Annotated in this window: 34 protein-coding genes and 1 pseudogene; 1 reads left to right on the forward strand and 34 read right to left on the reverse strand. The window is 44.8% G+C overall.

Features of this window, described 5'->3' with window-relative positions; genetic code table 11:
• Positions 1-5 precede the first annotated feature (5 nt).
• The 5 genes from I6L24_RS01675 to I6L24_RS01695 form a co-directional block, all read right to left on the reverse strand.
• Positions 6-2,288 carry a TRAP transporter large permease subunit gene (locus I6L24_RS01675; protein ID WP_216986328.1) on the reverse strand — a complete coding sequence of 761 codons (2,283 nt, stop codon included), beginning with the start codon at positions 2,286-2,288 and terminating at the stop codon, positions 6-8.
• Positions 2,289-2,485: 197 nt separating this feature from the next.
• Entirely contained in the window at positions 2,486-3,058 is a 573-nt protein-coding gene (gene rrtA, locus I6L24_RS01680; protein ID WP_004281478.1) for a rhombosortase, read from the reverse strand.
• Between the two features lie 67 nt (positions 3,059-3,125).
• A complete protein-coding gene (locus I6L24_RS01685) occupies positions 3,126-4,166 on the reverse strand; it encodes a hypothetical protein (protein ID WP_004732263.1) in 1,041 nt (346 codons plus the stop codon).
• Between the two features lie 535 nt (positions 4,167-4,701).
• Positions 4,702-5,088 (reverse strand): hypothetical protein, encoded by a 387-nt coding sequence (locus tag I6L24_RS01690; protein ID WP_216986329.1) that lies wholly within the window; start codon positions 5,086-5,088, stop codon positions 4,702-4,704.
• Positions 5,081-5,338, reverse strand: a complete 258-nt coding sequence (locus tag I6L24_RS01695; RefSeq protein WP_004281484.1) for an FAD assembly factor SdhE — start codon at positions 5,336-5,338, stop codon at positions 5,081-5,083. The genes I6L24_RS01690 and I6L24_RS01695 overlap by 8 nt, the downstream gene beginning before the upstream one ends.
• Before the next feature lie 183 nt (positions 5,339-5,521).
• Here I6L24_RS01695 and I6L24_RS01700 point away from each other — a divergent pair, with 183 nt between their 5' ends.
• Complete coding sequence (locus tag I6L24_RS01700; protein ID WP_216986330.1) at positions 5,522-6,694, forward strand: acyl-CoA dehydrogenase family protein; 1,173 nt, start codon at positions 5,522-5,524, stop codon at positions 6,692-6,694.
• A 60-nt stretch (positions 6,695-6,754) separates the two neighbouring features.
• Here the strand turns inward: I6L24_RS01700 and I6L24_RS01705 are convergent, their stop codons facing one another.
• The 29 genes and pseudogenes from I6L24_RS01705 to rpsJ form a co-directional block, all read right to left on the reverse strand.
• Positions 6,755-8,245, reverse strand: a complete 1,491-nt coding sequence (locus I6L24_RS01705; RefSeq protein WP_216986331.1) for a flavin-containing monooxygenase — start codon at positions 8,243-8,245, stop codon at positions 6,755-6,757.
• A gap of 218 nt (positions 8,246-8,463) precedes the next feature.
• Positions 8,464-8,829: a 50S ribosomal protein L17 gene (gene rplQ, locus I6L24_RS01710; RefSeq protein ID WP_004281488.1), complete on the reverse strand. Its 366-nt coding sequence runs from the start codon at positions 8,827-8,829 to the stop codon at positions 8,464-8,466.
• A gap of 18 nt (positions 8,830-8,847) precedes the next feature.
• On the reverse strand, positions 8,848-9,855 hold the full coding sequence (locus I6L24_RS01715) for a DNA-directed RNA polymerase subunit alpha (protein WP_004281489.1): 1,008 nt from the start codon (positions 9,853-9,855) through the stop codon (positions 8,848-8,850).
• Positions 9,856-9,871: 16 nt separating this feature from the next.
• The gene (rpsD, locus tag I6L24_RS01720) at positions 9,872-10,498 is read right to left on the reverse strand and encodes a 30S ribosomal protein S4 (RefSeq protein WP_004281490.1); all 627 of its coding nucleotides are present in this window, start codon (positions 10,496-10,498) and stop codon (positions 9,872-9,874) included.
• A gap of 12 nt (positions 10,499-10,510) precedes the next feature.
• Positions 10,511-10,897: a 30S ribosomal protein S11 gene (rpsK, locus tag I6L24_RS01725; RefSeq protein WP_004281491.1), complete on the reverse strand. Its 387-nt coding sequence runs from the start codon at positions 10,895-10,897 to the stop codon at positions 10,511-10,513.
• 19 nt (positions 10,898-10,916) lie between these two features.
• Positions 10,917-11,273, reverse strand: a complete 357-nt coding sequence (gene rpsM / locus I6L24_RS01730) for a 30S ribosomal protein S13 (RefSeq protein ID WP_004281492.1) — start codon at positions 11,271-11,273, stop codon at positions 10,917-10,919.
• Positions 11,274-11,378: 105 nt separating this feature from the next.
• Positions 11,379-11,495 carry a 50S ribosomal protein L36 gene (gene rpmJ / locus I6L24_RS01735; RefSeq protein WP_000867907.1) on the reverse strand — a complete coding sequence of 39 codons (117 nt, stop codon included), beginning with the start codon at positions 11,493-11,495 and terminating at the stop codon, positions 11,379-11,381.
• A gap of 19 nt (positions 11,496-11,514) precedes the next feature.
• Positions 11,515-12,834 (reverse strand): preprotein translocase subunit SecY, encoded by a 1,320-nt coding sequence (gene secY, locus I6L24_RS01740; RefSeq protein WP_171054339.1) that lies wholly within the window; start codon positions 12,832-12,834, stop codon positions 11,515-11,517.
• A gap of 45 nt (positions 12,835-12,879) precedes the next feature.
• The gene (gene rplO, locus I6L24_RS01745) at positions 12,880-13,320 is read right to left on the reverse strand and encodes a 50S ribosomal protein L15 (protein ID WP_004281494.1); all 441 of its coding nucleotides are present in this window, start codon (positions 13,318-13,320) and stop codon (positions 12,880-12,882) included.
• Between the two features lie 3 nt (positions 13,321-13,323).
• Entirely contained in the window at positions 13,324-13,500 is a 177-nt protein-coding gene (rpmD, locus tag I6L24_RS01750; RefSeq protein WP_004281495.1) for a 50S ribosomal protein L30, read from the reverse strand.
• 6 nt (positions 13,501-13,506) lie between these two features.
• The gene (gene rpsE / locus I6L24_RS01755) at positions 13,507-14,004 is read right to left on the reverse strand and encodes a 30S ribosomal protein S5 (protein WP_004281496.1); all 498 of its coding nucleotides are present in this window, start codon (positions 14,002-14,004) and stop codon (positions 13,507-13,509) included.
• 2 nt (positions 14,005-14,006) lie between these two features.
• A complete protein-coding gene (gene rplR / locus I6L24_RS01760; RefSeq protein WP_004281497.1) occupies positions 14,007-14,357 on the reverse strand; it encodes a 50S ribosomal protein L18 in 351 nt (116 codons plus the stop codon).
• Between the two features lie 14 nt (positions 14,358-14,371).
• On the reverse strand, positions 14,372-14,905 hold the full coding sequence (gene rplF, locus I6L24_RS01765) for a 50S ribosomal protein L6 (protein WP_004645059.1): 534 nt from the start codon (positions 14,903-14,905) through the stop codon (positions 14,372-14,374).
• A 13-nt stretch (positions 14,906-14,918) separates the two neighbouring features.
• Positions 14,919-15,314, reverse strand: a complete 396-nt coding sequence (rpsH, locus tag I6L24_RS01770; protein WP_004281499.1) for a 30S ribosomal protein S8 — start codon at positions 15,312-15,314, stop codon at positions 14,919-14,921.
• 12 nt (positions 15,315-15,326) lie between these two features.
• On the reverse strand, positions 15,327-15,632 hold the full coding sequence (gene rpsN / locus I6L24_RS01775) for a 30S ribosomal protein S14 (protein ID WP_004732275.1): 306 nt from the start codon (positions 15,630-15,632) through the stop codon (positions 15,327-15,329).
• 9 nt (positions 15,633-15,641) lie between these two features.
• Positions 15,642-16,178, reverse strand: a complete 537-nt coding sequence (gene rplE / locus I6L24_RS01780) for a 50S ribosomal protein L5 (protein ID WP_004645057.1) — start codon at positions 16,176-16,178, stop codon at positions 15,642-15,644.
• Between the two features lie 16 nt (positions 16,179-16,194).
• Positions 16,195-16,512, reverse strand: a complete 318-nt coding sequence (rplX, locus tag I6L24_RS01785; protein ID WP_004281502.1) for a 50S ribosomal protein L24 — start codon at positions 16,510-16,512, stop codon at positions 16,195-16,197.
• A 9-nt stretch (positions 16,513-16,521) separates the two neighbouring features.
• Positions 16,522-16,890 carry a 50S ribosomal protein L14 gene (gene rplN / locus I6L24_RS01790; RefSeq protein WP_004281503.1) on the reverse strand — a complete coding sequence of 123 codons (369 nt, stop codon included), beginning with the start codon at positions 16,888-16,890 and terminating at the stop codon, positions 16,522-16,524.
• 91 nt (positions 16,891-16,981) lie between these two features.
• Positions 16,982-17,239, reverse strand: a complete 258-nt coding sequence (gene rpsQ, locus I6L24_RS01795) for a 30S ribosomal protein S17 (protein WP_004281504.1) — start codon at positions 17,237-17,239, stop codon at positions 16,982-16,984.
• On the reverse strand, positions 17,236-17,433 hold the full coding sequence (gene rpmC / locus I6L24_RS01800; RefSeq protein WP_004281505.1) for a 50S ribosomal protein L29: 198 nt from the start codon (positions 17,431-17,433) through the stop codon (positions 17,236-17,238). The genes rpsQ and rpmC overlap by 4 nt, the downstream gene beginning before the upstream one ends.
• The gene (gene rplP / locus I6L24_RS01805; RefSeq protein WP_004281506.1) at positions 17,433-17,846 is read right to left on the reverse strand and encodes a 50S ribosomal protein L16; all 414 of its coding nucleotides are present in this window, start codon (positions 17,844-17,846) and stop codon (positions 17,433-17,435) included. Before rplP ends, rpmC begins: the two co-directional genes overlap by 1 nt.
• Positions 17,786-18,602, reverse strand: a pseudogene (rpsC, locus tag I6L24_RS01810) (30S ribosomal protein S3). Before rpsC ends, rplP begins: the two are co-directional and overlap by 61 nt.
• A 1-nt stretch (position 18,603) precedes the next feature.
• A complete protein-coding gene (gene rplV, locus I6L24_RS01815; protein ID WP_001982638.1) occupies positions 18,604-18,933 on the reverse strand; it encodes a 50S ribosomal protein L22 in 330 nt (109 codons plus the stop codon).
• Positions 18,934-18,944: 11 nt separating this feature from the next.
• Positions 18,945-19,220 carry a 30S ribosomal protein S19 gene (gene rpsS / locus I6L24_RS01820; protein WP_004281508.1) on the reverse strand — a complete coding sequence of 92 codons (276 nt, stop codon included), beginning with the start codon at positions 19,218-19,220 and terminating at the stop codon, positions 18,945-18,947.
• A 19-nt stretch (positions 19,221-19,239) separates the two neighbouring features.
• The gene (gene rplB / locus I6L24_RS01825) at positions 19,240-20,064 is read right to left on the reverse strand and encodes a 50S ribosomal protein L2 (RefSeq protein WP_004281509.1); all 825 of its coding nucleotides are present in this window, start codon (positions 20,062-20,064) and stop codon (positions 19,240-19,242) included.
• Between the two features lie 11 nt (positions 20,065-20,075).
• On the reverse strand, positions 20,076-20,396 hold the full coding sequence (gene rplW, locus I6L24_RS01830) for a 50S ribosomal protein L23 (RefSeq protein ID WP_004281510.1): 321 nt from the start codon (positions 20,394-20,396) through the stop codon (positions 20,076-20,078).
• Positions 20,393-20,995 (reverse strand): 50S ribosomal protein L4, encoded by a 603-nt coding sequence (gene rplD / locus I6L24_RS01835; RefSeq protein WP_216986332.1) that lies wholly within the window; start codon positions 20,993-20,995, stop codon positions 20,393-20,395. Before rplD ends, rplW begins: the two co-directional genes overlap by 4 nt.
• Before the next feature lie 11 nt (positions 20,996-21,006).
• Entirely contained in the window at positions 21,007-21,645 is a 639-nt protein-coding gene (rplC, locus tag I6L24_RS01840) for a 50S ribosomal protein L3 (protein WP_004645054.1), read from the reverse strand.
• 60 nt (positions 21,646-21,705) lie between these two features.
• Complete coding sequence (rpsJ, locus tag I6L24_RS01845) at positions 21,706-22,017, reverse strand: 30S ribosomal protein S10 (RefSeq protein ID WP_000070912.1); 312 nt, start codon at positions 22,015-22,017, stop codon at positions 21,706-21,708.
• Positions 22,018-22,025 lie beyond the last annotated feature (8 nt).

The raw sequence follows: 22,025 nt of genomic DNA on the forward strand, positions 1-22,025 counted from the left end.
ATCTTTTATTGATACCAGCCGAACAGCTTAAACATATAAGGCACATAGGCAATGATCAGCATCGCAGGCAGCAATACTATCATCGGCAAAATCCAGCGTTCATAACGGTAGTAGAAAGACAAGTGTCGTACTTCTGCATCCGCCTCGGCCACTTCGGCATCGCCAATCGACTGTCTGGCCAGCAGATGATTTAGCGCAACCGGTGGCGTCACATAACCCAGCTCAAAACCAATCAGGGTAATCATCCAGAAATGTACTGGATGAATGCCGTATTGATAGGCCACTGGAGCCACGGTCGCCGAGATCAGAATCACCGCGCCAAATGGATCCATGATCATCCCGACAAAAATCATCAAGCCGACAATCAGGGAAATCACCAGAATGGTACTGCTGATTTCGGTCGGGAAGGCTTCCATAATTTCAATACGTTCCAGCAAGCCACCCACACTCACCGAAAGTGCCATCAGAATCACCAGCGCACCAATATGTCCCACGGTTTCACTGGTAGAAATATGCATGGATTTCCAGAAACCGACATTACGCAAAATTTCAGTCGCTTTTGAACGCTGCACAGTATGATCAACAGCCAATTCTTTGCCTGGTTGTTCACTATGTTCAGCCTCACGATATTCTGCATTGGCTGCGGCACCGGCTGTCGCCAGTTCAGGTGCCGATCTTGAGTTTAAAGTTGCGGTCAAAGTTTCATCCCAATGCCCCACTGCCGGCAACGGCGCAGGTTCATGACGCAACTTGTCGAACAAGACAATCATCAGCAGAATGACTGGCATCATCACTGGTGCGGTAAATTCATTCAGGTCAGTCGACAAGGCATATTTATAGAATAACCAGATCAGAATGAAAATCACGATATATGGAATAATCGCAATGAAGGCGCGACCGGATTGAGGAGCAGCCACAATAGGTGCAGCAATCCGGAATTTGTTTTCTGCAAAGAACAGGGAAATTACCAGGAATAAAGTCGAACTGAGCAGGAAGACATAAATCCCGTAGTGATAGAGTAAGTCGGTGGTCACTTCTTTATTCAGTGATGCCACAACGACAATCAGCAAGCAAGGACGTAAAACCACGCCCAGTGAACCAGACATTGCAGTGGCGGCCAATGCAAACTGACGGCGTCCGCCCGCATTCCAGACTTCCTTATAAATAATCGCACCTGCGGCAATTACGAAAATCCCTGATGCTCCGGTATAGGCGGTCGGTAATGCAGCTGCCAGCAAGATTAACCAGGTCAGGGTTTCAGGGGCCAGATTCCATGGACGCAGAATATTCAGGAACATGTCCACGACACGGGTCTGTTTTAGCAACATACCGGCCCAGATAAACAAGGCCAAGTTCAGAAAAATACTGGAAAACTCTACCAATTGACCGAGGTAAATCCCCTGTCCCATTGGATAGTCCATAAAAAAGGTGAAATTTATTCCGGTAGTAATGGCCATATAGGCATACAGCGGCACACTCAAAAAGGCCAGACCAAAACTGCCACCTTCGCGCGTTGGTTTTGGCTGTTTGATCACCTGATACAGGCTGATCAAGGTGAGTGTGCTGAACAGAATCATCCACAACCAGTAGATGTACTTCATCTCCCCCATCGGCACGCCCGAGTTCAATACGGACTGATATTGGCTATAGGATGAAAATGCCAGGAAAGCATTAGCGACCAGCATGGCGACCGAATAAACTTTAAAGTCGATACGCGTGCTCGGGCTACGTAAGCCAATATGATGGGTTTTTAGAGTGGCACTGATCGCAGCAAAGACCACCATGATGACCAGAAGCAAAGCCCGGTTTTCCGTACCAAACTTGAAGATTCCAAAAAAAGAGGTTTCAAACGTCCGATAAGCCCGAATACTTGGATGAGCTTGCACATGTTGAATGGCTTTATCATAAAACAGGTAGGATTCTTCACAGACCTGCTGTGCCTGTAACACCGCAGCACGGACATCCGCTTCCGAACGCACCCCGAAGAAATCAGCATATTCATCGGCTGCATCGGCTTTCATCTGCTGCTGAACACGCTGATCAACATTGATATTGCGTTCACATTGTGGACGCGTCGGTTCAGCCCTTAGAAATGAATATTGCATTGCGGTTGCCGGATCGCCGTAAATACGCTCGCCCATACGCAGCAACTGGCCGTGAATCATTTCCCCGGTGCCAATAATCAAAGTGAGCAAAAGTAAAACCAGCACGACGAAGGTCGAGATCCACTCTGTCCATATATAACGCAACAGACCTAATCCTGATCTGTTTTGATCATCATTTTGCATGTGTATTCCTATTTTTATTTTAGCGGCCTGATGCTTGGTCTAGGACGCCGATCTTCCCTTCTGCCTAGAAAATTCCTTTTCAAAGGTCAGGATCTTTATTCTATGTTTTGACTTTGCATGAAAATTGGTACAATAAAAATGACAATTTATATTTTCTTTTTGTATTTTCTGCCAAGTAAATTATTTATCTCTGCACTTTAATTATCCCGAAAATAATTGCTCACAATATAGATCAGCGCCAGAATCACGCCCCAAATCACCCCAAGTAAATGTGCCTCAACCAAAACCGGACTACCGATCAGCTGCGCCGTTCCGACATTGCCAATGGTGTTTTCCCAGACCAGTTTGGCAAAAATCAAAAATAATACCAGCGCCGCAAAGCCGCGTTCCCGCTTATACAGCAAATGTACACAGGCTACGGCGACATAGGCACCATGCAGCACGCCCGACAGGCCAGCATAGGCTTCAATATTGGGTAAGAAAAAATAAAAGCTTAAACTGATCAACGGTGGCAAGATCAGCAAAATGGCACAGAAATGCCAGACGGTAGCGCGTGGAAAAATGAAAGGTAAACAGATAAAGGCGAGAATGTTTAGAAAGTAATGAATCCAGCTCACATGTACCCAGTGCGCTGTCCAGAGTCGCCAGAATTCACCCAGCAGACTCTCTTGCCAGTAGATAAAATGATCCTGAAAAATTTGCAGACATGCAGAGAGAGAGACAAAAGCCGCTAGAAAAATAATTTTTCGTCGAAAATGTTGATCTAGCATCGGCCTGTTGTCCTCCCTGACCATCTAATTTGACTTCATCCCTGAAGCTTCATGCATAGTATCTGCATTACAGATCCGCACTGAACAGATCATCGAGCTCGGAAGAACTGTCGGATTCATCCCAGAAACGTTGCATGCCATCATCGCCACTACGTATACCAGTATTTTCTGTCCAGTAACGATCTGATATGCCACTGACCATAATCGCGGCCATGCTGTCAATCAGCTTGAATTGCGGATTTACCGGTTTTTCCTCCGTACGGGCCTGAGCAAAGGTTTTCAAGGCATCCCGAACTTTGGCATCATCGCCACTGGCCTGAGCCGCTACGGCATACAAGGCATGAGATAAACGTACACCTTTTTGCTCACCAATTTGTGTAGATTGTTTTAATGTTTGGTAAGGGTCAGGCTTGCCTTCCCCTGCGCCTGGCAACAAAGTCCAGATCACCGCACGGGTGGCATTCGGCGCACCCCAGAATTTCGCGTTATCCAGACACACCATGCCACGCTCGACCACGGCAGCAATATCTTTCGGTACATGCACTGCACCACCCGAGTTAATATCATTGGTCATGGCCTGCAAGCCACTGAGCATACCCAACAGATAAACCGTTTGCTCGATATCACTGTTCATGCGTGGGCATTCTTCACCCAGGGCTTTTTGGTATTTCTTTTCATAACGGCTCTGGAACAGTTGATAACCGGTATATTGACGCTGTGCTGCCAGTGCCGCCCAGCGCTTCTGCTCGATTCGGGCATCTTGAGCTTCTGCCACCTGATTGGTTTTTGAAGCACGTAAATAGCGTAACTCGGCTTCCAGCGCTTTTTGCTCGGCACAAATACCGGCAGCCGAATACATCAGCACGGCCACCCGTGTTGGATCCGCCCCCATTTCTTTGGTCGCCATAATGGCCGGCGTTAAAGAATTCCCTGAATTACACACCATTTCAGCATCATCCATCGCTAAAATCGGCGGTACAATATGGTTTTCGGTGAAACCCAGTGCAACATTGGCACCGGTTTTAATGACCTGAGAACACCCCGTCAAAACTGTTGTTGTTATTGCAATGGTCGCCATACCTTGGCATATTTTACGGACGCCTGACATTTTCCTGTCCTCTATAATTGTGATTATGTCCATCTTTCTGCTAAAGATATCAGAAGCATTTTGTGAATAAAAGAGTATTTACTCTAATTTAGACGAGACACTTTGCCATTAAATAGCCACGCTGCAATTGACTGTATTCAGGAGAATCCCAAATTTTGGGCAAAAAAAAGTAGCATTGCGACGGTTCAGCACATGCTACTTATTAACTGTACAAGCAGAAAAATGATAAAACCCTGCTTGGTTAAGATGAAAACTTATCCTTCAGCACCGTCCCGATTCGTCCTACTACCAAGGCTAAAACAATCGCGACGATCAAATACATCCACACTGGAAATTCCATCAAGGTCTCCCGTAGTTGCTGTTGGTGAGTTAAATGTACAGGCTAAAAATAAAACATAGGGAATAAATTGTCAGACAATTTCTCTAAGTTATGCATTAACCGTAATTTTTGTCTGACAATAAAAATAGAAAGTTGATCTAAATATTTGTTTTATAATTATTTTAATCAAATTATTAAAATACACTTGTCTTACAACTAAATTAATTTAGTCAATAATTTTAAGTATTTCCATTGTTTGAAGGACAATTGATCACACCAGATCAGTAAAGGTCGCGCCTTGGCATGCTGGAAATACACCACAATATACGCCTGATGATCAATCACGTAACTAATACATACCCGACGGGTCGGTCGTGCTTTGGTGGTCAATAACCATTCACGTCCATCCAGATATTCAAACTGCTCAATCTGTGGCGTCTTGCGGTAAAACAGCTGATAAATCACCAAGCCTATGACAGCACACACTGCCCAAAGTGCAATCGGTAATAACTGATACAATAGATACATCAGCAGTGCAAAAATAAAAAACTGAAACGCCAATGCACACAGACTGCGTTTCAGCTTGAAGCAACGATTATCCATGAACGTAAAATTTAAGCTTCTTGATAAAATCTTTTAGTTCAGGACGCGGCGGCTCAGACACTTCCATAAACCAGTCCAGCAAATCCGGGTCTTCCTGCTCAACCAGCTCTGCAAACATCTGTTTTTCGAAAGGCTCGGCATTCAGGTAATGGTTTTTTACGTAGGGATCAAAATATACATCCAGTTCTTTTAGACCACGACGCGCACGATAAATCACTTTGCGCTCTTCTAAGCTAATGTCATCAGTCATCGAATTTCCCCCACTCGTTATAAACCCGAATAGTTTACCTGAAGCGCTGGCTGAATTTCGAGGGATTTCATAGAAATGACCAAAAGCATCAGCAGATTTAAGTCATTTGAACATTCCGCTCATTGCTGCTGATCTTGGCATGGCCTAAGTTAAACCAAACAGATCAAAATAAGGAATAACAAGATGCAATCTGCAGCCATTCGCCCACTTGCTCCGATGCTGCCGCGCCAACTCTTTAATACCGAACATGATGCTTTTCGCGAGACGGTACGTAAATTTTATGAGAAAGAAGTCATTCCACATACCGAGCGTTATGAAAGTCAGCAACATGTGGATCGAGAGCTATGGAATAAATCCGGTGGGCTTGGATTGCTCTGCGCTACCATGCCTGAGGAATATGGCGGCTCTGGCGTAGACCGGCTGTATAGCATGATTTTGATTGAGGAACAGGCCTATGCCGGAGATTCAGCGACCGGATTTTCATTGCATTCGGATATTGTTGCCAATTATCTGCTGAACTTTGGTAATGAAGCTCAAAAACAGCAATGGCTACCCAAAATGGCGTCTGGAGAAGTCGTCACCGCGATCGCCATGACCGAACCGGGAACTGGCTCTGACCTGCAAGCAGTGCGTACATCGGCAATCCTGGATGGCGATGACTATTTGATTAATGGTTCCAAGATTTTTATTACCAATGGCTATCTCTGTGATATGGCCATCGTGGTTTGTAAAACTGGCAATAATGATAAAGGTTCAGCCAATCTGTCATTGATTATGGTCGAAGCCGACCGTCCCGGATTTAGCAAAGGCAAGCCGCTGAATAAAATTGGCATGAAAGGACAGGATACCTGTGAACTGTTCTTTGACAATGTTCGGGTTCCGAAAGAAAACCTGCTCGGTCTGGAAGGCATGGGCTTTATGATGCTGATGAAAGAGCTGGCTTGGGAACGCCTGATTGTGGCAATTATCTGTCAGGCAGGCGCTGAAGCTGCTTTCGCACATACAGTGAAATATACTAAGGAACGTCAGGCATTTGGCAAGAGCATCAGCCATTTTCAAAATACCCGTTTTAAACTGGCAGAACTACGTACCGAGATCGATGTCTGCCGCACTTATCTGGATCGCTGTATGCAGCTGCAACTCAAGCACGAACTAGGCATAGATGCCGCTGCGGCGGCCAAATACAAGATTTCAGAAATGTACAGCAAAGTCGTTGATGAATGTCTGCAATTGCATGGCGGCTATGGTTATATGCTGGAATATCCGATTGCCCGTGCCTATATCGACAACCGTGCCAACCGGATTTATGCCGGTACCAATGAAATTATGAAAGAACTCATCGCACGTTCACTTTAAAATGGATGCATAAAAAAGGAGTCTCTCAGGACTCCTTTTTCTGTATGCAAAGATATAACTTTAAGAAACCAGACGCGGTTTATGCTTTAAAGCATTACTGTTTTTTCTAAATTTCAGTACACCATCTTCAAACGAAGCTTGTTTGAGCTCCTTACGGTCTGCCAGATAATTATTGCTGACTTTCCACGGAGCCTGTTTGCCTTGCTTTGGCATGACGTCTGCAGCCCGGGCAATATAACCCGAACTGAGACTGCCCATGACGGTATCCTGAAGCAATTCACTCTGATCTCCCTGAGGAATTACCTGTGCATAACCTTGCTGATCCATATAGTTCAACAGACGGCAAATATATTCTGCTGCAATGTCGACTTTAAGCGTCCAGGAGGCATTGATATAGCCAATAATCAGCGCCATATTCGGTATGTCACTGACCATGATACCTCTATACAGCATATGCTGAGAGGTATCGATAGGCTGACCATCCATCGTCGCCTGAATCCCGCCAAGAATTTGAATATTCAGACCGGTGGCAGAAACAATAATATCAGCATCCAGATGTTGACCTGATTTCAGCTGAATTCCCGTTTCGGTAAAGGTTTCTATCTGATCCGTTGCAACCGATGCCTGTCCTTCACGTAAAATTTTAAACAGATCTCCATCCGGCACCACACAAAGACGTTGATCCCAAGGTTCATAATTCGGGGTAAAGTGCTTCATATCCACTTTACCTTTCAGCTGGAGTTGCACCGATTTAAGCAAAAGCGATTTTAATAATTTTGGCTGTTTCTGTGCCAAAGCGTAAATCCCGCGCTGCATGCCGATATTACGCGCACGTGTCAGCTTATAGGCGACCTCCTCAGGCAGATATTTACGCATTTTTGAATAAATAAAATCGACCGAAGGCACAGAGGCAATATAAGTCGGTGAACGCTGCAACATGGTCACATGACCTGCTCCACCTTTGACCATCGCAGGAACCAAGGTAATCGCGGTCGCACCACTACCAATAATGACCACCTTTTTGCCTTTATAGTTTAAATTTTCCGGCCAATGTTGCGGATGAATAAACTCACCTTTGAATGCAGTTTGATTTGGAAACTCCGGCTGAAAACCCTGATCATAATTATAATAACCGGTACAACCCAGTATAAAGTTGGCGATCGAGATCTGCGTCTTACCCTGTGCGTCCACAATCTCTACTGACCATTTGCAGGTGGCAGAATCATAATTAGCACTCAGAACCCGATGCTGGAAATGGATTTTTGGCTGAAGTTTAAACTCTTCTACCACTTCAGCCAGATAATTTTTGATGGATGCGCCATCGGCAAGCACGCTTTCTTTCTTCCAGGGTTTGAAATTAAAACCAAAAGTCGACATATCCGAATCAGAACGGATTCCCGGATATTTAAACAGATCCCAAGTTCCACCAATACTTTCGCGGCGTTCAATAATCTCAAAAGAGCGTTGCGGACAATGTTTAGAAAGATGTGCTGCCAGACCAATCCCCGAGATCCCTGCACCCACAATTAAAATATCTACCTGCTTTTCCATGTTGTTCTTTTACCTAAGCGATGCTATCTGTTTTTATTAAATCACAAAACTGACAATACACAATGTCAAGTTCATTAAAAAGCCACTATTTTTTTTATCTTTTCAGGCCAGATCAGTTATGTTGAACTCAATCACTTTAAATTAAAATATACAGGCATTAAAAAAGGCCGGTTTATTCAACCGACCTTTTCGAACAACTTACGTTATTCTTCACGAAATTAGTTAACTTCGCGATCTACTAGCTCAACGTAAGCCATCGGTGCAGCATCACCTGCACGGAAGCCCGCTTTAAGAACACGTAGATAACCGCCGTTACGCTCTTTGTAACGAGGGCCAAGAACGGTAAATAATTTACCAACAGTTGCTGCTGAACGAGTACGAGCAAACGCCAAACGACGGTTTGCTACTGTATCGTTTTTAGCTAAAGTGATTAAAGGCTCAGCTACACGACGTAACTCTTTTGCTTTAGGCACAGTTGTTTTGATCAACTCGTGCTCGAACAAAGAGTTAGCCATGTTTTGGAACATCGCTTTACGATGACTGCTTGTACGGCCTAATTTCACACCACTATTACGATGACGCATGGTGATAGTCCTACTTAATTAACGGCTACGATAGGCGAAACGATCGTCCATACGGAGACTAGCCGGTGGCCAGTTCTCTAAACGCATGCCGAGTTGTAAGCCTTTAGAAGCCAGAACATCTTTGATCTCAGTAAGCGATTTTTTACCCAAGTTAGGAGTTTTAAGCAACTCAACTTCGGTACGCTGTACAAGATCACCAATGTAGTAAATGTTTTCTGCTTTCAAACAGTTAGCAGAACGAACAGTTAGCTCTAGATCATCTACTGGGCGAAGCAAGATTGGGTCAACTTCTTCACGAGGCTCTTGAGCAACAGGTGCTTGATCTTTCTGAAGGTCAACGAAGATCGCAATTTGTTGCTGCAAAATAGTTGCAGCTTTGCGGATCGCTTCTTCAGGATCTACAGTACCGTTAGTTTCAAGATCAATGATCAGTTTATCAAGGTCAGTACGTTGTTCTACACGCGCGTTTTCCACGGTGTATGAAACACGTTTGATTGGGCTGTAAGACGCATCTAACTGCAAGCGACCCACTGGGCGAGTTTCGCCTTCAGGGAAGCGTGAATCAGAAGTCTCGTAGCCACGACCTTGAGCCACTTTCAGACGCATTTTCAATGAGCCTGAGGCACTTAAAGTACCGATCAAATGTTCAGGGTTAACCACTTCAACATTATGAGGTAAACGAAGGTCAGCCGCAGTTACGTCGCCTGCACCTTGTTTCTCTAATGTTAAATAAGCTTCATTTTGATCGAACAGCTTAATCGACAATCCTTTTAGGTTCAGCAAGAGCTCGACGATGTCCTGCTGCAAGCCTTCCAAAGTACTGTACTCGTGCTCGACCCCTTCAATCTCAACTTCTACCACAGCTGCGCCAGGTAGAGAAGAAAGAAGGATGCGACGTAAAGCATTACCAAGAGTATGACCAAAGCCACGCTCTAATGGTTCTAGAATAACTTTTGCCGAGGTCCCGCTTGCCGCTTCGACCTTGATCGCTTGCGGAGTTAGAAACTCATTTGCAGTACGCGTCATATTGCTTCCTCAAGGATTATTTAGAATACAATTCTACAATCAAGCTTTCGTTGATTTCAGCAGGTAAATCAGAACGATCCGGTGCAGCTTTGAACGTACCTTCTAATTTAGAATGGTCGATTTCCATCCAAGAAGGCATGCCACGTTGAGTAGCTAATTCAATTGCGTTTTTGATACGTAATTGTTGCTTAGCGCCTTCGTGAACTGCGATCACATCACCCGCTTTAACTTGGATAGACGCAATGTTAACACGACGGCCATTCAAAGTGATGCTACGGTGAGATACTAACTGACGAGCTTCTGCGCGAGTAGAACCGAAACCCATACGATAAACAACGTTATCAAGACGGCTTTCAAGTAGCTTCAACAGGTTTTCACCAGTTGCGCCTTTAACACGAGCAGCTTCTTTATAGTAGTTACTAAATTGACGCTCTAAAACACCGTACATGCGACGTACTTTTTGTTTTTCACGTAATTGTAGTGAGTACTCAGATTGTTTACCACCACGAGCCCCGCCGTGTTGGCCAGGAACTTTCGCATGTTTTTTTGTCTTAACATCAAACGGTTTAACGCCTGATTTAAGTTGCAGGTCTGTCCCTTCGCGACGAGAGAGTTTGCATTTTGGACCAATATAACGAGCCATGAATGTTTCTCCTTACACGCGACGTTTTTTAGGTGGACGGCAACCGTTGTGCGGGATTGGCGTCACATCGGTAATGCTGTTAATTTTATAACCCACTGCACCTAAAGCACGAACCGCAGATTCACGACCAGGACCAGGACCTTTTACAAGGACGTCCAAGTTTTTCAAACCGTAGTCTAAAGCAGCTTTACCAGCAACTTCAGCAGCTACCTGAGCAGCGAACGGAGTTGATTTACGTGATCCACGGAAGCCTTGTCCACCTGAAGTGGCCCAAGCCAGTGCATTACCTTGACGATCGGTAATAGTCACAATGGTGTTATTAAAAGAAGCGTGAATGTGTGCGACACCTTCAGAGACGGTACGAGTGACCTTCTTGCGTGCGCGAGTATCTTTAGCCATCTTTTAGCTTCCAGAAATCTTATTTCTTAATAGGTTTGCGCGGACCTTTACGGGTACGAGCGTTAGTTTTGGTGCGTTGACCGCGGACAGGCAAGCTGCGACGATGACGAAGACCGCGGTAGCAGCCTAAATCCATTAAACGTTTAATGTTCATGGAAATTTCGCGACGTAAATCACCTTCGGTCGGAACCTTAGCAACTTCTGCACGAATCGCATCAAGCTGAGCGTCATCTAATTCACGGATCTTAGTAGTTGGAGCAATACCAGCAGCAGCTAAGATAGCTTTTGAAGTATGGCGACCAATACCAAAGATATACGTTAGAGAGATAACAGCGTGCTTGTTATCCGGAATGTTTACACCGGCAATACGAGCCATTCAATTTTCTCCAAAAAGGCAGTAGATAATCAACCGCCCCACAAAAATCTTGAGGGGCGGATAATAACCTAATTCGCCTACAGAAATCAACAGGTCTTAATCAGATTAACCTTGACGCTGCTTATGACGAGGTTCTGCGCTACAAATTACGCGGATAACCCCATTACGACGGATAACTTTACAGCTACCACAAATTTTCTTAACAGAAGCTTGTACTTTCATGATGAAACCTCAAGTGCGCTTATCCCTTAGGATGAGCAGTCGTTTTTCTCATTAACGTTTGATTATCGTATTGGTGCGAAGTAAGGTGTGATTGCAGCTGAGCCATAAAGTCCATCACTACTACCACAACAATCAGCAAAGAGGTACCACCCAAATAGAATGGAATACCAAATGAACTTTGCAATACCATCGGCATTAAACAAATGACTGCGATGTAAATCGCGCCAATAAACGTCAAACGATTGAGAATATGATCTAAGTAACGAGCAGTTTGCTCACCTGGACGTATACCAGGCACGTAAGCTCCGCTGCGTTTCAAGTTCTCTGACACTTCTTTAGGACTAAATACCAGTGCTGTATAGAAGTAACAGAAAAAGATAATTAACGCACCAAAGAGCACCAAATACAACGGCTGACCAGGCGACAACACCAATGCTACATCTTGCAGGCTACGCTTAATAAATCCAGCATTTGGATCTGCACTACCCACCCACTGACCTAAGCTCGCAGGGAACAAAAGCAATGAGCTGGCAAAAATTGCCGGAATCACACCCGCCATATTAATTTTTAATGGCAAATGTGTCTGCTGTGCAGTAAATACACGACGACCTTGTTGTTTTTGAGCATAGTTTACCGGAATACGACGCTGCGCTTTCTCGATAAACACGATCGCCGCCAAAACACCCAGAGACAACAAACCAAAAATTACCAAGCCAATCAGGCTGGTTTGGCCATTATCTACAGATGAGAAAGATTGCATAATCAGATTAGGCAATCCGGCAACAATACCCGCGAAGATGATCATGGAAATACCATTCCCCACCCCACGCTCGGTAATCTGTTCACCCAACCACATCAAGAACATGGTCCCCGCAACCAGTGAGGTTACTGCAGGAACATAAAAAGCCAAACCAGTATTCAGGGTAATCCCCTGACTGATCAGGCCTGCACACATACCTATCGCCTGTACCAGCGCTAAGAATAATGTACCTTGTCGTGTATATTGATTAATTTTACGTTTGCCTTGCTCGCCTTCTTTCTTTAAAGCTTCCAGCGAAGGAACCACAGTTGACATTAACTGCACGATAATCGATGCAGAGATGTATGGCATGATCCCGAGAGCAAGAATAGACATTCGTTCTAATGCCCCACCAGAGAACATGTTAAACAAACCAAGGATGGTACCTTGGTTTGCATTAAACAAGTTTTCTAACGCAGCATTATTGATGCCTGGTACTGGAATATGCGCTCCTAGTCGAAATACCAACAACGCACCAATGAGAAACATCATTCGACGAATAATTTCACGGTATTTCACATGAAATGGTTGGCCTTTCATCATGTTGACATGACCTGAAGAACTAGGAGTCATAGACACTGGGGATTACTCCTCGACTTTGCCGCCAGCAGCTTCAACAGCAGCTTTAGCGCCTTTAGTCAATGCAACACCTTGAACAGTGAATGCACGAGTAATTTCACCAGAAAGTACGATACGAGCACGGATCATGTCTTTACGTACAACGTTCGCAGCTTTTAAAGTTTCGAGAGACACGATGTCGCCTTCAACTTTAGCAAGCTCAGATAAACGTACTTCAGCAGTTTTCAAAGCCAATTGGCTAGTGAAGCCGAATTTAGGCAAACGACGATAAAGTGCTGTTTGACCGCCTTCGAAACCTGGACGAGTACCACCGCTCTTACGTGAGTTTTGACCTTTGACACCACGGCCACCGGTCTTACCAACGCCAGAACCGATACCACGGCCTAAACGAAGGTTGTCACGTTTAGCACCTTCTGCAGGTGCAATTGTATTTAAACGCAGAGTCATGGCTTATTCCTCTACACTAACCATATAGTAGACTTGGTTGATCATACCACGGTTAGAAGGTGTGTCTAACACTTCTACAGTATGACCAATACGACGCAGACCTAAACCTTGCAGGCTAAGCTTGTGATTTTTCAAGCGGTGCGATGCAGATTTAGTCTGGGTAACTTTAATCGTTTTCATGATTGATTACCCTTGAATTTGTTCTACTGAAAGACCACGTTTCGCAGCAACCTTTTCAGGAGTAGTCATATCACGCAAACCATTGAAAGTTGCGTTTACTACGTTAGCAGCGTTAGTAGAACCACGGCATTTAGTCAACACGTTACGTACGCCTACAGCTTCTAGAACTGCACGCATAGCGCCACCAGCAATTACACCTGTACCTTCAGAGGCAGGCTGCATGAATACGCGGCTAGCGCCGTGACGTGCATGAATTGGGTGCTGTAACGTACCATCAACAAGGTCAACAGTAATCATATTGCGACGAGCAGCTTCAAGTGCTTTAGAGATAGCAGCTGGAACTTCACGTGCTTTACCACGACCAAAACCTACGCGACCATTACCATCACCCACAACAGTTAATGCTGTGAAAGAGAAGATACGACCACCCTTAACAACTTTGGCTACACGATCAACGGCAACCAGCTTTTCAACAAGACCTTCGTTTTGTTCAACTTTAGCCATGATTAGAACTCCAAGCCGTTTTCACGAGCAGCATCAGCCAAGGCTTTGATACGACCATGATATTTAAAACCAGAACGGTCAAATGCAACTTTAGTAACACCAGCTGCTTTAGCGCGTTCTGCGATTAAAGCACCTACTTTTTGAGCTGCTTCAACGTTACCAGTTGTACCCGCACGTAGAGTAGCGTCTAAAGTAGAAGCTTGCGCTAATACTTTGCCACCATCTGCAGAGATAACTTGAGCATAGATGTGACGCGGAGTGCGGTTTACACACAAACGAGTCGCACCCAATGCACGGATGTGCAAGCGTGTGCTTTTCGCACGACGCAAACGGGATTGTTTCTTTTCGTTCATAAGAACCTCGCGCCTTATTTCTTCTTAGCTTCTTTACGAAGTACAACTTCGTCAGAATAACGAACACCTTTGCCTTTATATGGCTCTGGTGGACGGTAACCACGGATATCTGCAGCAACCTGTCCTAAAGCTGCTTTATCAGCAGACTTAAGAATGATTTCAGTTGCAGTTGGAGTTTCAGCAGTTACACCTGCAGGAAGTGCATAATCGATCGGGTGAGAGAAACCAAGGTTAAGATGAACAACGTCACCTTTAACCGCAGCTTTATAACCAACACCGATAAGCTGTAACTTACGTTCGAAACCTTCGCTAACACCTTTTACAAGGTTGTTAAGCACAGCGCGAGCAGTACCAGCTTGCATCCAAGCGTCTTTCGACTCTTGTACTGGAGCAATAGCTAGAATACCGTCTTCCTGTTTAAGCTCGACCAGCGCATGCAGGTTGAAAGACAATGTACCTTTAGTGCCTTTCACTTCGACCTGCCGGCCGTTCTGAGTAACTGTTACACCGTTAGGTACAGTTACTGGGGCTTTAGCCACACGAGACATGAGGAATCACCTATTAAGAAACAAAAGCAATAACTTCACCACCAACGCCTGCAGCACGTGCAGCGCGATCAGTCATGATGCCTTTGCTTGTAGAAACAATTGCAATACCTAAACCTTGCTTAACGCTAGGAAGTGCATCTTTACCGCGATACTGACGTAGACCTGGACGGCTTACGCGTTTCACAGTTTCGATAACTGGTTTGCCTTCGAAATACTTTAAAGTCAAAGTAAGAGTTGGTTTGCCTTCAGCATCCGCAACTTCTACGTTTGAAATATAACCTTCTTGTTGAAGTAAGTTAGCAATTGCTACTTTCAACTTAGAATTAGGCATAGAAACAGTTTGTTTCTTTGCCATTTGTGCGTTACGAACACGTGTTAGCATGTCGGCAACGGTATCTTGCATACTCATCTATAGTGCTCCTTACCAGCTTGCCTTAACAACGCCAGGTACATCACCTTGCATTACTGTTTCACGTAATTTGTTACGGCTTAAACCGAACTTACGGAAGTAACCATGAGGACGACCAGTTAAACCACAACGGTTACGTAGACGTACTGGAGATGCATTACGTGGTAATGCTTGTAATTTCATCATCGCTTCGAAACGTTCTTCGTCTGATGCATTTACGTTTGCAATAACAGCTTTTAATTCAGCACGTTTTGCAGCGTATTTAGCAACAGTAGCTTCGCGTTTCAATTCGCGATTAATCATACCTTTCTTAGCCATATCGACCTCTTATTTGAACGGGAAGCCGAATGCACGCATAAGCGCACGGCCTTCGTCATCGGTGCGAGCAGTCGTAGTAATGGTAATATCCATACCACGAATACGATCAATCTTGTCAAAATCGATTTCAGGGAACATGATTTGTTCCTTAAGACCCATTGAGTAGTTACCACGACCGTCGAATGATTTCGCAGAGAAACCACGGAAGTCACGGATACGAGGAATCGCAATCGAGATCAAACGGTCCAAGAATTCGTACATACGTTCGCCGCGTAAAGTAACTTTACAACCGATCGGCCAACCATCACGGATTTTAAAACCAGCGATTGATTTACGAGCTAACGTAAGTACTGGTTTTTGACCAGCGATAGCTTGCATATCTGAAAGAGCACCATCAAGGAGTTTTTTGTCAGCAGCAGCTGCGCCAACACCCATGTTGATCGTGATTTTAGTGATGCGAGGAATCTCCATCACATTCTTAACGCCCAATACTTCTTGTAATTGAGCTTTAAGTTCGTCGTTGTAACGTGTTTTAAGTCTGGCCATGGCCTATATCAACCTATTACTTCGCTACCGCCACTGATTCACCATTTGATTTGAATACGCGAGTTTTCACGCCATCAATCACTTGGTAACCAACACGGTCAGCCTTTTGGGTTGTAGCATTAAAAACTGCCACGTTTGAAATATGAAGCGAAGCTTCCTGAGTTACAACGCTACCTTCAGCGCCTGTAGCACGGTTTGGCTTCTGATGCTTCTTCACCAAGTTAAGGCCTTCAACCTTAACACGGTCATTAGAAACAGACAGAACAGTACCCTGTTTGCCTTTTTCTTTACCTGCGATCACAATTACTTGATCGCCTTTTTTAATCTTAGCCATGATCGCCTCTTATAGAACTTCAGGAGCCAATGAAATAATTTTCATGAACTGTTCAGTACGAAGTTCACGAGTCACTGGTCCGAAAATACGAGTTGCAATCGGCGCTTTGTTGTTGTTCAAAATAACAGCAGCGTTATCGTCGAAACGAATCACTGAACCGTCTGCACGACGGATACCGAATTTTGTACGAACCACAACCGCATTCATCACGTCACCTTTTTTAACACGTGCGCGTGGAATTGCTTCTTTTACAGTAACTTTAATAATGTCGCCAACAGAAGCATAACGACGATGCGAGCCACCAAGTACTTTAATACATTGTACGCGGCGTGCACCACTGTTGTCTGCTACGTCGAGCATAGTTTCGGTCTGAATCATTGCCCTACTCCAAAACCGAGCAACACCGGTCGAAATTTCGAAAGGCTCAAAGAGTACTCGAAATTGACCGATGATGCAACAAGAACGTTAATTACTCAGCAGCTGCTTCAACAACTTCAACTAGAGTCCAAGACTTAGTTTTAGAAATTGGGCGGCTTTCTTTAATGGTTACAACATCACCAGCTTTCGCTGTGTTGTTCTCATCATGAGCATGTAATTTTGTTGAACGGCGGATTAATTTGCCATACAACGGGTGTTGAACTTGGCGTTCAATAAGAACAACGATAGATTTATCCATCTTGTCGCTTACAACTTTGCCAGTTAACGTGCGGACTGTTTTATCACTCATTGTCCGTTCCCCTGTTTTTCGGTAAGGAGGGTCTTAATACGAGCAATAGTCTGACGAGTAAGTGCAACTTCATGCGATTTACCCAATTGACCAGTTGCTTTCGCCATACGAAGACGGAATTGGTTAAGCTGTTGCTCATCAAGCAAAGCTGTCAACTCTTCTACCGACTTTTCACGTAGATCTTTAGTTTTCATTACATTACCGTCCGAGTCACGATAGCGGTTTTAAACGGAAGCTTAGCTGCTGCAAGCGTAAACGCTTCGCGAGCCAATTCTTCGTTAACACCATCAATTTCGTACAAGACTTTACCTGGTTTGATTTGGCAAACCCAATATTCCACAGAACCTTTACCTTTACCCATACGCACTTCAAGAGGCTTAGAAGTAATCGGCTTGTCCGGGAATACACGGATAAAGATCTTACCACCACGCTTAATACGACGGCTAATTGTACGACGCGCTGCTTCAATTTGACGCGCAGTCATTTGACCACGTTCAACTGATTTAAGTGCAATAGTACCGAAAGATACTGTGCTACCGCGGTGTGCTAGACCAGTGTTACGGCCTTTCTGCACTTTACGGAATTTAGTACGCTTAGGTTGCAACATGGATTATTCTCCTTTTTCAGCAGAACGATCATTGCGACGACCACGACGCTCTTGACCTTCACCACGACCACGACCGCGTTTAGCTGGACGCTCTTCTGCTGGAGCTGGGTTCATGACTTGTTTCATGCCGCCCAAGATCTCACCACGGAAGATCCAAACTTTAACACCGATCGTACCGTAAGTAGTCTCAGCACGCATAGTCGCATAGTCGATATCTGCACGAAGCGTATGTAGAGGTACACGACCTTCACGATACCACTCAGTACGAGCAATCTCAGCACCACCTAAACGGCCTGAAACTTCTACTTTGATACCTTTAGCACCAGCACGCATTGTGTTTTGTACCGCACGCTTCATAGCACGACGGAACATTACACGTTTTTCTAATTGAGAAGCGATAGCTTCAGCAACTAGACGCGCGTCTAAGTCTGGACGATCAATTTCATTAATACTTACTTGCGCAGGAACACCCATAATAGATGTTAATTCGCGTTGTAGTTTCTCAATATCTTCGCCTTTTTTACCGATTACGATACCTGGACGAGCAGTGCTAATAGTTACTTTAGCAGCGCCCGTAGGGCGTTCGATAAGAATGTTGCTGATCATCGCGTTTTTAAGTTTTTTGATCAAAAACTCACGAACTTGAAGATCTTTAAGCAAGTATTCAGCGTATTGTTTCGGATTCGCATACCAGTTAGCGTTATGACGTTTCACAACACCTAGGCGGATACCGATTGGATGAACCTTCTGACCCATATCAAACCCCTACCTTAACGGTGATGTGACAAGTACGCTTAGTAATACGATCTGCACGGCCTTTAGCACGTGGCATAATACGTTTCAGGCTCATGCCTTCATCAACGTAGATCGTAGAAACTTTAAGGTCGTCTACATCTAAACTGTTATTGTGTTCAGCGTTTGCAATCGCAGATTCCAACGCTTTCTTAACTAGAACTGCAGCTTTTTTGTTGCTGAAGTTAAGGATGTTAAGAGCGTGCGCAACAGATTTGCCGCGGATAAGATCTGCAACCAAACGAGCTTTTTGTGCCGAGATAGCGGCACCGCGTAATTTAGCAGTTACTTCCATCATAGCACCCATTAACGTTTAGATTTCTTGTCAACACCGTGACCGCGATAGGTACGAGTTGGTGCAAATTCACCAAGCTTGTGACCAACCATGTGCTCAGAAACGATCACAGGAACGTGGTTACGGCCATTGTGTACAGAAATTGTTAAACCAACAAAATCCGGGAGGATCATCGAACGACGCGACCAAGTTTTGATCGGCTTACGGTTATTAGCCGCGATAGCCGCTTCAACCTTAGCGAACAAGTGCGCATCGACGAATGGGCCTTTTTTCAGAGAACGAGGCATTGTCAGATTCCTTTACTTGTTACTTAACGCGACGGTCGCGAATAATCATCTTAGTCGTACGCTTATTGGTACGTGTCTTGTACCCTTTAGCTTTTTGACCCCATGGGCTTACAGGTTGAATACCTTTGTTACGCCCTTCACCACCACCATGTGGATGGTCAACTGGGTTCATCGCCATACCACGAACGGTAGGACGAACACCACGCCAGCGTGATGCACCAGCTTTACCTAGTGAACGAAGGTTGCTTTCTGAGTTAGATACTTCACCTAACACAGCACGGCATTCAACGTGAATTTTACGCATCTCGCCTGAACGCAGACGAACGATAGCGTAAGAACCGTCACGACCCAACAGCTGAACTGAAGTACCAGCTGAACGAGCTAACTGCGCGCCTTTACCGATTTTAAGTTCGATGTTGTGAAGAGTAGAACCGATAGGCATGTTGCGAAGCGGCAAGCAGTTACCTGGACGAATTGGAGCATCGTTACCAGACTGTACTTTATCGCCAGCGCGAAGGCCTTTAGGAGCGATGATATAACGACGCTCACCATCAGCATACAATACAAGTGCAATGTGTGCAGTACGGTTAGGATCGTATTCGATACGCTCTACAGTTGCAGGAATACCATCTTTGTTACGTTTAAAATCAACTAGACGGTAGTGCTGCTTGTGACCGCCACCAACGTGACGAGTCGTGATGTGACCGTTATTATTACGGCCGCCAGTACGTTTTTTAGCTTCAACCAACGGAGAGTATGGTGCGCCTTTGTGAAGGTGATCGTGAACCACTTTCTCTACAAAGCGACGTCCTGGAGACGTTGGCTTACATTTTTGAATAGGCATAATTCTCGTCCTTATTCCGCTGTGCTTTCAGCGGTATCGCCCAAGTCAGCCATTTCAACATCTTGGCCAGCTTTCAGGGTGACGTATGCTTTTTTAACATCAGAACGACGTCCTAATGTTTTACCAAAGCGTTTAGACTTACCTTTAGTGATAGTCGTGTTAACTTTAACAACTTCCACACCAAAGAGTTGTTCCACTGCTTTTTTGATTTCAAGCTTGTTTGCATTTAATGCAACTTTAAACACTTGAACACCAGCAGTTTCACCTAAAACTTGTGCTTTTTCTGAGAATACAGGTCCTTGCAGGACTTGATAGATACGTTCGTTGTTCATGCGAGTTCTACCTCAATTTTCTTAGCAGCAGCTACAGACATAACAACTTTGTCGAACGCAATCAAGCTAACCGGATCGATTGCAGCAGCATCAACCACATCAACGTGTGGAATGTTGCGCGCAGCAAGATACAGGTTCTCATCAACAGCATCAGTAACGATCAATGCGCGAGTCGCATTCAAGTCGTTAAGTTTTGCAAGCAATTCTTTAGTTTTTGGAGCTGCAACAGCAAACTCTTCAACTAAAACTAAGCGATCTTGACGAACAAGTTCAGCTAGGATGCATTGCATAGCACCGCGGTACATTTTACGGTTTACTTTTTGAGACCAGTCTTGTGGACGAGCAGCAAAAGTTTTACCACCGCCAACCCAGATTGGGCTACGAATAGAACCAGCACGAGCGCGGCCAGTACCTTTTTGACGGAATGGCTTGCGACCACCGCCAGAAACGTCTGCACGTGATTTCTGAGCTTTTGAACCTTGACGGCCACCAGCTAAATAAGCTGTAACCACTTGGTGAACAAGAGCTTCATTAAATTCACGACCGAACGCAACTTCTGATAATTCAACAGCAGAGCCGGAAACAGTATTTAAATTCACGTTATTTCCCCTCAGGCCTTGATCGTAGGACGAACGATTACGTCGCCACCAGTAGCACCAGGAACCGCGCCTTTAACAACTAGAACTGAACGTTCTGTGTCGATAGCAACGATCTCAAGACCCTGTGTAGTTACGCGTTCAGCACCTAAATGGCCAGCCATTTTTTTGCCTTTGAATACGCGACCAGGAGTCTGGTTTTGACCAGTAGAACCTAAAACACGGTGAGAAACTGAGTTACCGTGAGTTGCATCTTGCGTACGGAAGTTCCAACGCTTAACACCACCTTGGAAACCTTTACCTTTAGATTGACCAGTTACGTCAACAACTTGACCAACTTGGAACAATTCAACGGTAAGCGTACCACCAACTTCACGACCTTCAAGATCAGCTTCTGTAGCACGGAATTCTTGAACTAGACGACCAGCTGCAACACCCGCTTTCGCGAAGTGGCCTTTCTGAGCGTTAGTTACGCGAGATTCGCGACGTTCACCAGTAGTGATTTGAATCGCTTGATAACCATCAGTTTCAAGCGTTTTGATTTGAGTGATGCGGTTAGGATCAACCTCAATCACTGTAACAGGCACAGAAACACCGGCATCTGTAAAGATACGTGTCATACCGCACTTGCGACCGACTAAACCAATAGCCATGTGCATAAACCTCTAAAAAAGCGGCCTAATTAACTTAGAGTGTTAATTAACCCGAAAGCCTTAACCCAATGCGATCTGAACATCAACACCAGCTGCAAGATCTAACTTCATCAATGCATCTACAGTTTTGTCTGTAGGTTGAACGATGTCGATCAAACGCTTGTAAGTACGGATTTCGTACTGGTCACGCGCGTCTTTGTTTACGTGTGGTGATGTTAAAACGTTAAAACGTTCAATGCGTGTTGGCATTGGAATTGGACCACACACTTGTGCGCCAGTACGTTTTGCGGTTTCTACGATTTCTTGAGCTGATTGATCAATCAGGCGATGATCAAAAGACTTAAGACGGATACGAATTCTCTGGTTAGACATACCAGTAA

It is taken from the genome of Acinetobacter lwoffii (genome assembly GCF_019048525.1).
GTDB classification, from domain to species: Bacteria; Pseudomonadota; Gammaproteobacteria; order Pseudomonadales; family Moraxellaceae; genus Acinetobacter; species Acinetobacter lwoffii_K.